10 protein-coding genes are annotated in these 15622 nt (G+C 67.2%); 8 read left to right on the top strand and 2 right to left on the bottom strand.

All coding sequences use genetic code 11. The features are described from left to right. Positions 1 to 174: 174 nt before the first annotated feature. The 5 genes from BFAL_RS06370 (at position 175) to pepN (ending at position 10439) form a co-directional block, all read left to right on the top strand. Positions 175 to 3936, top strand: coding sequence for a DEAD/DEAH box helicase (locus BFAL_RS06370; protein WP_082440427.1), 3762 nt, complete (start codon positions 175 to 177; stop codon positions 3934 to 3936). A gap of 73 nt (positions 3937 to 4009) precedes the next feature. Next, the gene (gene dapB, locus BFAL_RS06365; RefSeq protein ID WP_055427586.1) at positions 4010 to 4765 is read left to right on the top strand and encodes a 4-hydroxy-tetrahydrodipicolinate reductase; all 756 of its coding nucleotides are present in this window, start codon (positions 4010 to 4012) and stop codon (positions 4763 to 4765) included. Positions 4766 to 4842: 77 nt separating this feature from the next. Continuing rightward, positions 4843 to 5748, top strand: coding sequence for a 4-hydroxy-tetrahydrodipicolinate synthase (gene dapA / locus BFAL_RS06360; RefSeq protein WP_055427585.1), 906 nt, complete (start codon positions 4843 to 4845; stop codon positions 5746 to 5748). A gap of 150 nt (positions 5749 to 5898) precedes the next feature. Next, positions 5899 to 7749, top strand: a complete 1851-nt coding sequence (locus BFAL_RS06355; protein WP_055427584.1) for a ribonuclease J — start codon at positions 5899 to 5901, stop codon at positions 7747 to 7749. A gap of 80 nt (positions 7750 to 7829) precedes the next feature. Next, the gene (gene pepN / locus BFAL_RS06350; protein ID WP_055427583.1) at positions 7830 to 10439 is read left to right on the top strand and encodes an aminopeptidase N; all 2610 of its coding nucleotides are present in this window, start codon (positions 7830 to 7832) and stop codon (positions 10437 to 10439) included. 108 nt (positions 10440 to 10547) lie between these two features. On the opposite strand, the gene BFAL_RS11245 is transcribed toward pepN, so the two are convergent. Further along, positions 10548 to 10922, bottom strand: coding sequence for a hypothetical protein (locus BFAL_RS11245; protein WP_160319048.1), 375 nt, complete (start codon positions 10920 to 10922; stop codon positions 10548 to 10550). 79 nt (positions 10923 to 11001) lie between these two features. Next, positions 11002 to 11979: a putative endonuclease domain-containing protein gene (locus tag BFAL_RS06340; protein ID WP_236691689.1), complete on the bottom strand. Its 978-nt coding sequence runs from the start codon at positions 11977 to 11979 to the stop codon at positions 11002 to 11004. A gap of 324 nt (positions 11980 to 12303) precedes the next feature. Between BFAL_RS06340 and BFAL_RS06335 the strand changes: the two genes are divergently transcribed. From BFAL_RS06335 to BFAL_RS06325, 3 genes are all read left to right on the top strand, one after another. Then, positions 12304 to 13191, top strand: coding sequence for a sulfite exporter TauE/SafE family protein (locus BFAL_RS06335; RefSeq protein ID WP_055427581.1), 888 nt, complete (start codon positions 12304 to 12306; stop codon positions 13189 to 13191). A 240-nt stretch (positions 13192 to 13431) separates the two neighbouring features. After that, on the top strand, positions 13432 to 14820 hold the full coding sequence (gene glmM, locus BFAL_RS06330; protein WP_055427580.1) for a phosphoglucosamine mutase: 1389 nt from the start codon (positions 13432 to 13434) through the stop codon (positions 14818 to 14820). Between the two features lie 60 nt (positions 14821 to 14880). Further along, positions 14881 to 15534: a peptide deformylase gene (locus BFAL_RS06325; RefSeq protein WP_055427579.1), complete on the top strand. Its 654-nt coding sequence runs from the start codon at positions 14881 to 14883 to the stop codon at positions 15532 to 15534. The last annotated feature ends 88 nt before the right edge of the window (positions 15535 to 15622 follow it).

Genomic DNA, 15622 nt, shown 5'->3' with positions numbered 1-15622 from the left:
GGACCACCCGTCGACGCCGCACACCAGTATAGCGGCCGGAGCCGGTGCACATGCTCCGCCGGCCGGATAAGCGGATAGAATGGCTGGACGGCCCATGGCCGCTCGTGACTGCCGTGCGGTGACTGCCGTGCGGTGACGGCAGCGGGCTACGGCTTCGGCGGAAAGGGGTGTGCGATGGGGTTCAGCGTGTTCGGGCATGTCCCCGACGATGACGGCCGCCCCGATGACGCGTATGAGGGGGACGGGCCGTTCGCCGATTGGGGCGCAGCCGGTCGGATGTACCGGGAAGCGGACGCCGAAGACCTCGCAGGCGGCGGCGATACCGCAATCCTCGCCACGCTGCGCGTAAGCCTGACGATGAACGCCTCGCCCGTGGTGCTTTCCCGTGCGCGCACCATTTCGGGCTCGTGGCGGCGCATGACGGACGCGTTGTCCTACAGCCTCGACGCGGCGAGCGGACTCGCGACGATCTCCGGCCGCATCCACGGTTCCACCAGCCCGTCCAGCCGCTACACGGTCAACGTGTACTTCCATACGGACACCGGCGAACTGTCCGGCGGCGGGTGCACCTGCCCCGCCTACGCGCGCGGGTACGACATCTGCAAGCACATGGCCGCGCTCGTGTTCGTCTTCATCGCCGGCCCGGAACGCTTCGACGGGTACGGCAGACGCCTGCAACGGTCGTCTCGGGGCCTGCTTGCCGCGATGCAGCGCATCGACGAGCGGGAGGAGACGGCGCGGCAGGCCAGACGACGCGGAGCCATGCTCGCCGCCGGCACGTCGGATGGGCCCGCGCGCGGACGCGACGGTGGCGTGCGGCGCGCCCCGAACCCCGGCGAGGTGGCGCTCACTCCGATCCTCACATACCTGTCCGACCGGTGGAGCGTGCAGTTCCGCATCGGCGCGAAGGGAGGCAACTCCTACGTGCTCAAATCCATCGACGGCCTCCTCGACGACGTCCATCTCAACCGGTACCGCGAATACGGTCAGAAACTCGCCTTCACCCACGCCCCCGCCATGTTCGACGACCGGTCGCGCACACTGTTCGGTCTCCTCGACCGCGCCGCCGACGTGCGTCGCGCCGTGGACCTCCAGGACACCCGATACGGCCGCTTCGGCACCGTCGAACTGGGTCGGCACCTCACGCTGGCGCAGGCGGAGGTCGCGCGGCTGCTCGACATCATGTCGGGCGGTGAGATCGGTCTGGTCGTCGACGCCTGGTACATGTCGTCGCCCTCATACGTGCCGGTGGAGACGGGGGAGCGGTTCGACCCGTCGGTTTCGATCACCCGCGTCAACGGGGACGGCGGCATCGACGGCTACATGCTCACCGGCACGCCGGCCGTCGCCGCGACCGTCACGGGCGACGGCGGCATATGGCTGCTGCTGCCTCCCGCGCGCCGCGGCGGCCGCACGTCGGGGCGCGACGCCGCGCTGGCCACGCTCGTCGGCCGCGCGGACGCGCACCTGAGCGCCGCCGGCTACCGGTTCGTGCGCTGCCCGGCCGCGCTGGCGCCCCTGGCCGACCTGCTGCCGGTGATCTGCGCCGCAGGCGGCACGGACGGAGGCGAGCGCATCGCCGTCGACGACGCGCCGCTGTTCGCGCGCACCCTGCTGCCCGGACTCGAGGACGCCGGTCTCCTGACGGCGGCGGACGTGCCCAAGGAGATCGAACGGATGCGTCCGGCCGTATGCGAGCCGGAGTTCTACCTCGACCGCGACGACAAGGGCGTCACCTGCACCGCCAAGGCCAGATACGGTTCGCGCGTGGTGCCGGTCGCGCCCGCGCGCGACGGCCACGGCCCGCGCACGCCGGACGCGGCGGGGCGCGATTTCGGCGAGGAACGCGCCATGCTCGACCTGGTGCGCACGTACTTCACCGTGGACGGTCCGACGCGGCCGGGGCGCATCGGCCGCGACGAGACGACGCGCATCGTCGCCCTGTTCGACGATGGTCTCGCGGCGTTGCACGCTCAGGGCACGGTGTTCACGACGCCCGCGTTCGACCGTCTGCTCGCGCCGAAACCGCCGAGCGTGCGGGTCGGACTGTCGGTGAGATCAAATCTCGTGGAGATCTCGCCGTTGGCCGACGAGGTGCCGCCGGACGAGGTCGGCTCGCTGCTCGCCGCCTATCGTCGGCGGCAGCGGTTCCACCGTCTTGCCGACGGCACGTTCGTGGATCTGAAGGGCGCCGATCTGGACGCGCTCGACCGTCTCGCCAGCGATTTCGACCTCGACGAATCGGAATTGAACGACGGGCCGGTCACATTGCCGGGCATGCAGGCGTTCCTGCTCGACGGCGAACTCGCGGGCGAGGGCGTGGAGAAGACGCCTTCGTTCATGCGGTACGTCGACGAGCTCAAGACCATCGACCCGTCGCGCTACCCGGTGCCCCGCGCGCTCGCCGGCGTGCTCAGACCGTATCAGGTGGAGGGCTACCGGTGGCTGCGCACGCTGTGCGACAAGGGATTCGGCGGCATCCTCGCCGACGAGATGGGCCTGGGCAAATCCGTGCAGCTCATCGCCCTGCTGCTTTCACTGGCCGACGCGCGCTCCGGCGAGGGCGGCACGGATGGCGCAGTCGCGGATGGCGACGCGCGCCCGACGGCGTCGCTCATCGTCTGCCCCGCCTCGCTCGTCTACAATTGGGCCGCCGAATTCGCGAAATTCGCGCCCGGCATGAACGCGGTCGCCGTGGCCGGCACCAAATCGGAACGCCGCGAGGCCATCGCCCGGTGGGCGAAGGGCGGGGACGGCACGTGCCCGCCGGCCGTGCTCATCACCTCATACGACCTGCTGCGCCGTGACGTGGACGACTACCGCGGCGCACGGTTCGACGTGATGGCGTTGGACGAGGCGCAGGTCATCAAGAACCATACCACCAAGATCGCGAAGGCGGTCAAGAGCGTGGACGCCGCGCACCGGTTCGCGCTCACCGGCACGCCGATCGAGAACCGGTTGAGCGAACTGTGGAGCATCTTCGACTTCCTCATGCCCGGGCTGCTCGGGTCCTACAAGCGTTTCCACGAACGCTACGAGCTGCCGATCTCGAACGCGCGCGCCGCCGACGCCTCCAGCGAGCAGGGCAGGGCCGCGGCCGCCGTCAACCCGGAAGGCGAACGTGTAGCGCGACGGCTGCAGGCGCTGGTCGGCGTGTTCATCAAACGCCGTCTCAAATCTCAGGTGCTCACCGACCTGCCGGACAAGATCGAGACCACGGTCACCGTGCGGCTGGAGGGCGAGCAGCGCAAACTGTACGCCGCGCACGAGCAGCGCCTGCGCCAGCAATTGGAGCATGAGGGCGAGGACGATTTCAACACGTCGAAGATCCGCATCCTCGCCGAGCTGACGAAACTCCGCCAGATCTGCTGCGACCCGCGCCTGCTGTACGCGAATGCGAAGGACAGGTCCGCAAAGCTCGCCGCCATCGAGGAGCTCGTCGCCAACTGCATGTCGGAAGGCAAGAAGGCGCTCGTCTTCTCCCAGTTCACCAGCTATCTGGACCTCATCGCCGCCCGCCTCGACCATGACGGCGTGCGTCACTACAGGATCGACGGCTCCACGCCGAAACGACGCAGGCTCGAACTCGTCGACCGGTTCAACAAGGACGCCACGCCCGTGTTCCTCATCTCCCTCAAGGCGGGCAACACCGGTCTGAACCTCGTGGGCGCGAGCGTCGTCATCCATGCCGACCCATGGTGGAACGCGGCCGCGCAGGACCAGGCCACCGACCGTGCGCACCGCATCGGGCAGACCCATGACGTGGACGTGTACCAGATCGTCGCCAAGGACACCATCGAGGAACGCATCATCGAACTGCAACGCACCAAAAGCGCGCTCGCCCGCCAGTTCACCGACGCGACGGCGCTCGCCCAGGCGGCGCCCGCCTCCATCGCCTCCCTCACCCGCGACGACCTGCTCGGACTGCTGGAATAGTGATAGGCTCGTGACGGATACGACGGCAAGGCATACGGCCGTCATCGGCCATCACAGGAACGGAGCAGTGCACATGATCAGGGTTTCGGTCGTCGGCGCCAAGGGGCGCATGGGATCGCACGTCGTCGACGCGGTGAACGGCGCGCAGGACACGCAGCTCGCGCTCGCGCTCGACGCGGGCGACGACCTGACGCGCATCACGCCCGACAACACGGACGTCGTCGTCGAATTCACCGTGCCGGCCGTGAGCATCGACAACGTGCTCGCGCTCGTCGCGCAGGGCGTCGACGTGGTCGTGGGCACCACCGGCTGGACCGAGGAGAAGCTGGAGCGCGTGCGCGAGGCCATCGCCGCCGGCCCGCGCCCCGACGGGCAGAAGGTGTTCATCGCGCCGAACTTCGCAATCTCCGCCGTGCTCGCCGACCACTTCGCCGCCATGGCCGCGAAGTACTTCGAATCCGCGGAGATCATCGAACTGCACCACCCGAACAAGGTGGACGCGCCGTCCGGCACCGCCATCCACACGGCCGCCGCCGTCGCCGCCGCGCGCAAGGCGGCCGGACTCGGCCCCGTGCCGGACGCCACCGAAACCGACGGCGGCTCGCGCGGCCAGGTCGTCGACGGCATCCACGTGCACGCCGTGCGCCTGCGCGGCCTCAACGCGCACGAGGAAGTGCTCTTCGGCAACGCCGGCGAGCAGCTCGTCATCCGCGCCGACAGCTTCGACCGCGGATCGTTCATGCCCGGCGTGCTCCTCGCCGTGCGCAAGGTGGCCTCCGACGCGCCCGCCGGTCTGACCGTCGGCCTCGACAACTTCCTCGACCTGTAGACGCGGCTCCGCGCCCGCCTACGGGAGGTTAACCGCGGGTTACGGCTGAGTCCACAACGCGAAGTACGGTGAGCACTATGACTGAGAGCGCAATGCATCTGCTGAATCCCGCCCCGTTCGGGCGTATCCTGCCGGCGATGGTCACCCCGATGAAGGCCAACGGCGATATCGACTACGAGGCGGCGCAGAAGCTCGCCAGACAACTCGTCGAGGACGGTGCCGACGGCCTCGTCGTCAACGGCACCACCGGCGAATCCCCCGTCACCCACATGGATGAGAAGGTGGAGCTCGTGCGCGCGGTCAAGGAGGCCGTCGACGTGCCGATCATCTCCGGCGCCGGCTCCAACGACACCGCGCACACCGTGCGCATGGTCGAACAGACCCAGGAGGCGGGCGCCGACGCGGTGCTCGTCGTCATGCCGTACTACTCGCGTCCGTCCCAGGACGGCGTCGTCGGCCACTACAAGGCCGTCGACGAGAACACGGACAAGCCGATCATCATCTACGATGTGCCCGGACGCACCGGGCTCAAAGTACAGGTCGACACCTACGACCGGCTCGCCGAACTCGAACACGTCGTGGCCGTCAAGGACGCCACCGGCGACCTCGCCGCAGCCGTCGAGAAGCAGCAGCGCACCGGACTCGCCTGGTATTCGGGCGACGACGGCCTGTTCCTGCCGTTCCTCTCCATCGGCGCCGTCGGCATCATCTCCGTCATCGCGCATGCGGCCGCGAACCCCATGCGCCAGCTCGTCGAGGCCTTCGACCGCGGCGACATCCACGAGGCGCAGCGCCTCGCCAACCAGCTCGCACCGCTCGTGCACGCGCTCAACGGCGACGGCTACCAGGCCGTCATGGCCAAGGCCGCGCTCAAGGTCCGCGGCGTGCTCGACTCCACCTTCATGCGTCTGCCGAACGTCGGACCCGACGCCACCCAGCTGGAAAAGGCCGAACAGGGCATGAAGGCCGCCGGCCTGCTGTAAGAGGTCTGGCCCATTCGCCCGTCCGCGCGCCGGCACATCATGAGGCGCGCGGGACCGGCGGGCCGACGCGTGTGCGAACCAGTGGGAACCGACACACATGTCGCCCTCGTGAGAGCACGGGGGCAAGAAACCAGGAAACACAAGAAAGCAATGGCACAAGACAAAAACACCAGGAATTCGAACAATTCACGCCGCCGTGGCACATCCGGCCGCGGCAGGGGCGCGGGCCGCGGCCGCGGCGGCGCCTCCTCCCGCACCCGCAGCCAGAACATCGGCACCCAGGCCACCGCCCCCCAGCAGGACGCGGTGCTCATCGCCCCGCCGAAGTACCGCAAGGGATCGATGCGCATCACGCCGCTCGGCGGTCTCGGCGAGATCGGCCGCAACATGAACGTGATCGAATACAACGGCCACATCCTGCTCATCGACTGCGGCGTGCTCTTCCCGGAGGAGGAGCAGCCGGGCGTCGACCTCATCCTCCCCGACTTCCACTACATCAAGGACCGTCTCGACAAAGTCGAGGCGCTCGTGCTCACCCACGGCCACGAGGACCACATCGGCGGCGTGCCGTACCTGCTCAAGCTCCGTCCGGACATCCCGCTGATCGGCTCGAAGCTCACCCTCGCCTTCGTCGACGCGAAATGCCAGGAGCACCACCAGCGTCCCACCAAGGTCGAGGTCCAGGGCCGCGACAAGCTCAAGGTCGGCCCGTTCGAGCTGGAGTTCATCACCGTGACGCACTCCATCCCGGACGCGCTCGCCGTCCACGTGAAGACCCCGGCCGGCTCGCTCATCGACACGGGCGACATCAAGCTCGACCAGCTGCCGCTCGACCACAAGATCACCGATCTGGTCGAATTCGGCAAGATCGGCGAAAAGGGCGTCGACCTGCTGATGATGGACTCCACCAACGCGGAGGTGCCCGGATTCGTCAAGCCGGAGACTTCGATTGGACCGGCGCTCGACCAGGCGTTCGCGCAGGCCACGCGCAAGATCATCGTCGCGAGCTTCTCCAGCCACGTCCACCGCGTGCAGCAGGTCGTCGACACCGCCCACAAGTACGGCCGCAAGGTCGTGTTCGTCGGCCGTTCGATGGTGCGCAACATGTCCATCGCCGCCGACCTCGGCTACCTGCACATCCCCGAAGGCACCGTCGTGGACTTGAAGCAGGCCAACGACATCCAGGACGACAAGCTCGTCTACATGTGCACCGGTTCGCAGGGCGAGCCGATGGCCGCCCTCGGCCGCATCGCCGACGGCAACCACCGCGACATCCACGTCAACGAGTTCGACACCGTCATCCTCGCCAGCTCGCTCATCCCCGGCAACGAGCACGGCGTGTACAAGGTCATCAACAAGCTCGTGCAGCTCGGCGCGAAGGTCGTCAACCGCGACAACGCCGCCGTGCACGTGTCCGGCCACTGCAACGAGGGCGAGCTGCTGTATATGTACAACATCGTCAAGCCCAAGTGCGCGATGCCGATCCACGGCGAGAACCGCCACCTCGTGGCCAACGGCCTCATCGCGGTCAAGACCGGTGTGGACCCGCAGAACGTCGTCCTCGCCGAGGACGGCGACGTCGTAGACCTCTACCACGGCAAGGCCGCGGTCGTCGGCTCCGTGCCGTGCGGCTACGTGTATGTGGACGGCGACTCCGTCGGCGAGCTGACCGACGAGGAGCTGGAGAAGCGCCGCATCCTCGGCACCGAAGGCTTCGTCTCCGCGTTCGTCGTGGTCGACTCCGAAGCCCGCGAGGTCGTCTCCGGTCCGAAGATCTACCTCAACGCCGTGGCCGAGGACGAGAGCGAATTCGACAAGGTGCGCCACCAGATCGTCGAACAGCTCAACGACGCCCTGATGCAGGGCACCACCGACACGTACAAGCTGCAGCAGATCATGCGCCGCACGCTCGGCGGATGGATCGCGCGCCAGCTGCGCCGCAAGCCGATGATCGTGCCCGTCGTGGCCGACATCGCCACCGACGTCACCGAACAGCGCTGAACCCGCGCCGCATCGCGATGGCGCAATAGCCCAGGGCTCCCCCGCATCGGGGGAGCCTCGTCACATATCAAGGAGAACACATGCCCGGATCGAACCTGACCCGCGTCGAAGCCGAGGAGCGCAAGGCCGTCGTCGAGGCGCCCATCCACTACCACGTGGACCTCGACCTGACCGTCGGCGCGCGCACCTTCGGCTCCCACACCTTCATCTGCTTCAACGCGAAGCCCGGCTCCTCCACCTTCCTCGACATCATCGCCGACGAGGTGAGCGCGATCACGCTCAACGGCGTCGCCCTCGACCCTGCGACGGCGTTCGCCGACGACCGCATCGAGCTGACCGGCCTGCGGGAGAAGAACGAGGTCGTCGTCGAGGCCAAGTGCCGCTACTCCAACACCGGTGAGGGCCTGCACCGCTCCGTCGACCCCTCCGACGGCAACGTGTACCTGTACTCCCAGTTCGAGGTGCCGGACGCGCGCCGCGTCTACGCCGTGTTCGACCAGCCCGACCTCAAGGCCACCTTCGACTTCAAGGTGCTGGCGCCCAAGAGCTGGATCGTCACCTCCAACATGCCCGCCCACTCGGTCGAGGACGACCCGCGCCTGACGCTCGACGGCACGCTCGAATCCAAGCCGAACGAGACGACGAAGCTGTGGAGCTTCGAGCCGACCCCGGTGATGAGCTCCTACCTGACCGCCATCTGCGCCGGCCCGTACGCCGAATGGCACACCGAATACGCCAACGAGGACGGCCGCACCGTGCCGATGGCGCAGTACTGCCGCCAGTCGCTCGCCGAAGCGTTCGCCAAGGACGTCGACTACCTGTTCGACATCACCAAGAAGGGCTTCGCCTTCTACGCGAAGACCTGGGGCGTGCCCTACCCGTACGCCAAGTACGACCAGATCTACGTGCCGGAATACAATGCGGGCGCCATGGAGAACATCGGCATGGTCACCATCCGTGACTCCTACGTGTTCGAATCCAAGGTGACGGACGCGCTCGCCGAACGCCGCGTCGTCACCGTATTGCACGAGCTCGCCCACATGTGGTTCGGCGACTACGTGACGATGAAGTGGTGGAACGACCTGTGGCTCAACGAGTCCTTCGCCGAATTCACCTCCACGCTCGCCACCGCCGAAGCCACCGAATGGCATGACGCGTGGGCCACGTTCTGTTCCGGTGAGAAGAGCTGGGCCCTGCGGCAGGACCAGCTGCCCACCACGCACCCGATCGTCGCGCCCATCAACGATCTTCACGACACGTACGTGAACTTCGACGGCATCACCTACGCGAAGGGCGCCTCCGTGCTCAAGCAGCTCGTGTTCTACGTGGGCCGCGAGAAGTTCTTCCAAGGCATCCACAACTACCTCAACAAGAACGCGTACTCCAACGCGACGCTCGCCGACCTGCTGCACGAGCTGGAGAAGACCTCCGGCCGCGACCTGAAGTCGTGGAGCGCCAAGTGGCTTGAGGAATCCGGCATCAACACGATCAGCCCGGTGCTCAGCGCAGGCGCGGACGGCACGATCGGGGAGCTGAAGCTCGTCCAGAGCGCGCCCGCCGACCACGCCGTGCTGCGCCCGCACCGTCTCGTCGTCGGCTTCTACGATCTCGACGAGACGACCGGCAAGGTCAAGCGCACCGACCGCGTCGAACTCGACGTGGACGGCGAGACCACTGTGGTCGAGGCCGCCGCGGGCAAGCGTCGCCCGGCGCTGCTGCTCGTCAACGACGAGGACCTCACCTACACGAAGATCCGCTTCGACGCCGAATCGCTCGCCTTCGCCGAAGCGCATCTCGCGGACGTGGACGATGCGCTCGCCCGCGCCGTGATCTGGCTCGCCTTCTGGGACATGACCCGCGACGGCGAATTCCCCGCCGAACGCTTCGTGGACATGACGCTGCGGCTGCTCGCCCGCGAGACCGAATCCACCACGTTCCGCTACGCGCTGGCCTGCATGAGCACCACCGCGCACCACTATGTGGCCGCGGCGCGCCGTGACGAGGTCCTCAGGCATGTGGCCGCCGAACTGTGGACGCTGCTCGCGGCGGCGCCCGCCGGCTCCGACCAGCAGTTCCAGCTCGCCACCGCCTATCTCGGCTACGGCGAGGAGGGCGACGAGGCGTTCGCCGGCCACGCCCGCGGCTTGCTCGACGGCACCGTCGTCGTGCCCGGTCTCGAGATCGACAACAACTTCACCTGGACCATCGTGCAGTCGCTCGCCTCGGTCAACGCCGTAGACGAGGCGTTCATCGACGCCCAGCTCGCGAAGAAGGAAACCACCGAGAACCGCGAGTTCGCCTACGGCGCCAAGGCCGTTCGCGCCACCGCCGAGGCGAAGGCGTGGGCGTGGGATCAGGCGCTCGACAACGACGGGCTCACCAACAGCCAGCTCGAGGCCGTGGCCCGCGGGTTCGCCGCCACGCCGCGCCCCGACCTGGCCGAGCCGTACGCCGCGAAGTACTTCGAGACCATCGACTGGATCTGGCAGCACAAGACCTACCACATGGCCGACGCCCTGCTCAACGGCCTGTACCCCGGCTACGCCGATCCGGCCACGCTGGTCTCGCTGGGCGAGTCCTGGCTGGAGGAGCATTTCGCCGCCGATGACGCCCTGAAGCGTCTCGTCGTCGAGAACGTCGCCTCTTCGCGCCGCACGCTCGCCGTGCGCCGCTACAACGAAGGCCTGTGATGTCGCCGGCGGCTTGACACGGCTGGACGTATGCGGGCTTTCCGCATACATGCGGTCCGTCAGGCCGGTCGGAATAGGCCGGTTGAGGGGCTGCGACGCAATACTGTGTCACAGCCCCCGCCGTATGACCCCGCCATAGGTTGGCCGCATGGGGGAAAGGATCGGCACACGTCGAGGGCCGGGGAGTTGTTCCGTCGTGGCTTGGGCCCCAATGCGGATTTGCGTGATTATTGTGTCGAATCCCACGGATTCGCGGTCCGTAACGTGTATGCGCCTCTTGTACGCGTTGTGTCCCGCGAGGATTTGGGATTCACCGGTCTTTCGTCTGATTTCTGCATTGCATCCCAATCCGGCCGTCGTCATGTGGCTGAGAATCGTTGGAATATGGCGCTTCCCTGCGATGGATTCATGGATGTGGCGCGAGAAGGCGGTATGCCCTTGGGATTCAATATGGATGAGGTCGATCCATGCGTTGTATCCCATGAATCCGTGGGACACAGTGGACATTTCGTCTGTTGCCGCGTTGTATCCCACGGTCTCCACAACGTCGCATACCATGCGCTCACCCTGCGGCCTTCGCCATCTCGCGGATCATCTCATGCAATGGTCTCGCGATAATCCGGAACGGCACTTCGGCGCCACGAAGCGCCAGCTGCCGTGCCACGGGGAACACGAAGTCGGCCGTTGCCGCATCATCGTCCAAAGTGCCGGCCGTCGCCATACTGATGGACCAGCCGAGATCGCGGAGCCGTTCGCGTTTCTCCTGATCCCTGCGCCATTGGTCTTTTTCCGTGCGGTGCTGGTCACCGTCATATTCGACGGCGACGCGGTACTCAGGCCAGGCCATATCCAACGTCATGGCCACTCCGGATCTGAACTTCAGATCGGAAAGCGTGTGGTTCGCCACGTTCCGGGGCAGACCGTGCGCGAGCATCGCGAGGTTGAGTTCGGGTTCCTGCAGCGAATCCACATGCGGGCGGATGAGCGTCATCGCCTGCAGACACCTGCGCTTGCCTTTGAATCGCGGCATCCCGGCAAGTGCCGCGGCGAAATCGCGGTGGATGGCCTTCGGTGTGCGCCCGTTCGCCAACACGGATTGGCGGGCGATTGCGGTGATGATGGCCTCGCCCACCGGGATGAGCGATGACAACGGCATCCGTTCGGACAACTGCGCCCATGTATGGAACGGATCCAGCGCGTAGACATGCTGGTTGATGCGCGTATTGTGCGCGAGGGGCAACGGCGCCCATATGTGATTCGTCAGAGTCCCGGGATTCGCCCTGACACGTTTCGTCTTGCTGCTGGATACGGTGTGCAGCATGTCGTCGTCGCATGACCGCGGCAGGGGAACCCCATGCAGCTTCAATGATGTGGACATGCCGAACAGCAGGCGTTTGTTCACCGCCTGCGACGCAGCCGTGCATCGCCGTGCGGTGGCGGTCCTGCGTTGCGCCAAGGTCATGGTCATCGGCATGGCGGAATCCTGCGGGGGCATGATTGCCCGTGTGGGAATCGTCGCATCGATGGTGCTGGTGCTCATGGCAGCACGGTAACGACGGATACGGCCTTTGGGGAAGGCGTATCGGGCATTGTGGATAGAGCCCCCGGAAATCTTCGCATATGCGAAGGCACCTGCATGTGCCCCATGGAATTGATGATGGTGTCGTCCCGGCTCGGCGGCCGTAGGAATGGGCGACGAACGGTACGGTCCACATGGCAAGAGAATCCCCTCGGAACCATCGCGTCGGCGTATCCTCGCAGAAGGCCGTTAGGAAACCGTTAGGGCGCGGGCGGACGTGCATCGGATGCTCGTCCCGGCGCGGGGCGCCGAAGGATATGGTGCGCAGGCGGCCGGGAGGTTGTGATGGTCGCCGGATTCTCATTGGTCACGTTGGCGCTGATCCTGTTCGCGGGTGTCGGCGCCGGATTCGTCGGATACGCGGTGGGCGCGTCGTCGCTCGTATCGTACCCGGCATTGCTCGCGCTCGGCATCCCGCCCGTGCTCGCCAACGCGTCGAACACGGTTGGTGTGATCGGCACCGGCATCGGCGGTATCATCGGCGCGCAACGTGAGCTCAGGGGGCAGGCGGCGCGCGTGATCGTCTATATGACGATCGGTGCGTTGGGCGGCGTGGCCGGCGCGTTGTTGCTGCTCGAACTCGACCCGCAGGTGTTCGAGTTCGCCGCGCCCGCGCTGATTCTGTTCTCGTCACTGCTCATCGCGGTCAACCCACGTGGACGCATCGCGGCGCGGCAGGCGGCGAAGGACGCCGCGGCGCAATTGGCGGACATGGGCGCCGCCGGCGTGAATCCGGCCGATGACGCCGCGCACTCGGGCGGACCGGCCGCACGGTTCGGCACATCGGCCGACCGACCCGTGCAGCCGATGAGCCGCGACGCATGGTGGGTGTGGCTCGCCACGGGCGGCGTGGCCGTTTACTCCGGGTATTTCGGCGCGGGCGCGGGCACGGTGGCGCTCGCCGTGCTCGACGCGGCCAAGATCGGTCCGTTCCATAAGATCAACGCGTTGAAGACGCTCATCGGCACGGGGGCGAACATCACCGCGGCGGTCGTGTTCATCGCACGCGGCGTGGTCGATTGGCCGGCGGCGGTCATGCTGTGCGTCGGATGCTTCATCGGCGGATACGTCGCGCCGCCCGTCACCCGCCGCATCCCCGCGAACGTGATGCGCTGGGCGGCGGTCATCGCCGGAATCATCCTCACCATCGACCTCGCGCTGAAGACGTACTGATCCGAGGGCCGGCCATTCGCGTAGGCCCGGCCCGTGCGCCCCCGCCGGCTCGACGTCGGTCGCGCGCCTTCCGATTGTGGCCGATTTGGGCGGCAATCGGACGAACCGGGTGATTCCCGTATGCGCGCCGATTACCATGGGTCAGGGTAACGGGGGCGTGCCGATGCGGCATCCGCCATGCGGCGTGCGTCGCGGAACGCCCCGAGGATGTCCGGATAGTCGAATGAAGGATGCACAACAATGCCGAAGATGTTTGGAACCGATGGTGTTCGAGGACTTGCGAACCGTGATCTGACGGCCCGTCTGGCGCTCGATCTGGGCGATGCCGCCGTGCGCGTGCTGGGCAAGGCCGGCGAGGAGCAGGGCAGCCAGCCGGAAGGACGCCGCCGCGCGCTCGTCGGACGCGACACGCGCGTCTCCGGAGACTTCCTCGCCTCCGCGCTGTCCGCCGGCATGGCGGCCGGCGGATTCGACGTGATCGACGCGGGCATCATCCCCACGCCGGGCGTCGCGTTCCTCACCTCCGTGCTCAATGTCGAGATGGGCGCCGTGATCTCCGCCTCCCACAACCCCATGCCCGACAACGGCATCAAGTTCTTCGCGCGCGGCGGCTTCAAGCTCCCCGACGCCAAGGAGGACGAGATCGAGGCCGTGCTCGGTCAGGACTGGGACCGCCCGACCGGCGCCGGCGTGGGCCGTGTCAGCCACGACACCGTGACCGCCACCAACCTGTACATCGACCATCTGGTCTCCTCGATCGCGCCGCTCAACCCGGACAAGACGCAGCCCAAGCCCCTGCGCGGCCTCAAGATCGTGGCCGACTGCGCGAACGGCGCCACCTCCGTCGTCGCCCCCGAGGCGCTGCGCCGCGCCGGCGCCGACGTGATCGTCATCAACGCCTCCCCGGACGGCTACAACATCAACAAGCACGCCGGTTCCACGCACCCCGAGCAGCTGCAGGCCATGGTCAAGGCCACGGACGCGGCGATGGGCGTCGCGTTCGACGGCGACGCCGACCGCTGCCTCGCGGTCGACGAGGACGGCAACATGGTCAACGGCGATCAGATCATGGGCATTCTCGCGCGCGCCAAGAAGGAGTCCGGCAAGCTCGCCGACAACACGCTCGTCGTCACCGTGATGAGCAACCTGGGTCTGAAGCTCGCCCTGAAGGACATGGGCATCAAGACCGTGCAGACCGCGGTCGGCGACCGCTACGTGCTGGAGGAGATGCTGCGCGGCGGCTACACGCTGGGCGGCGAACAGTCCGGCCACGTCATCAACCGCGAATTCGCCACCACCGGCGACGGCACCCTGACCGCGCTCACCCTGTGCAACGAGGTCGTGCGTTCCGGCAAGAGCCTCAAGGAGCTCGCCGCCGACTTCCCGCAGCTGCCGCAGACGCTCGTCAACGTGCCGAACGTCGACAAGATGGCCGCCACCACGAACGCCGCCGTGCAGGCTGCGGTCGAGAAGGAGTCGAAGCTGCTCGGCGACACCGGCCGCGTGCTGCTGCGCCCCTCCGGCACCGAACCGCTCGTGCGCGTCATGGCCGAGGCGGCCACGCAGGAGCAGGCCGACGAGGTGTGCGCGCGCCTCGCGAAGGTCGTCGCCGACGAGCTCGCCCTGTAACGACGCCACGCGATATCACCGTTGATCCCCGATTCCCCGATTCCCCGATAAAGGAGATTCATGTTCGGCAAGAACACGAAGGTCGACCTCGCATTGAACCGCGACGTCGAACAGCTCATCAAGACCGGCGGCAAGGACCGCATCCTGCCCATCGTGCAGGCCGGCGAACCGGTATTGCGCGCCCAATGCGCCGCCTACACCGGCCAGCTGTCCAAGCGCACGCTCGCCAAGCTCATCGAGACCATGCGCACCACCATGCTCGAGGCGCCGGGCGTGGGCCTCGCCGGCCCGCAGATCGGTCTGGGATTGGCGCTCGCCGTCGTGGAGGACCATGTGCGCGACGACGAGGACGATCCGCGTGAGATCGCCGAATTCCCGTTCCACGTGATCATCAATCCCAAATACGAGCCGGTGGGGGGGAAGACCGCCAGCTTCTACGAGGGGTGCCTGAGTTTCGACGGCTACCAAGCCGTGCGCCGCCGTTGGCTGGACATCACCGCCGAATGGGACGATGAGGACGGCAACCACCACAAGGAACGCCTGCACGGCTGGCCGGCACGCATCTTCCAGCATGAGACCGACCATCTGAGCGGCGAACTCTACATCGACAAGGCGGAGATCCGCTCCCTCGCGACCAACGAGAACCTCGAGGATCTCTGGGCCGAGGACCCGGTCCCCACCGAAGCCGCCGAGGAGCTTGGCTTCGAACTGTAGGACCTGATCGCAAACCCATGACGGGCGGGCGGCGGATGCGGGGGGCCCCCCCCCCCCGCCCCGCCTTCGGGTGGAAACGAAACCCCCG

Source organism: Bifidobacterium aesculapii, assembly GCF_001417815.1.
Lineage (GTDB): Bacteria > Actinomycetota > Actinomycetes > Actinomycetales > Bifidobacteriaceae > Bifidobacterium > Bifidobacterium aesculapii.
This window is presented reverse-complemented; position numbering and strand designations above follow the sequence as displayed.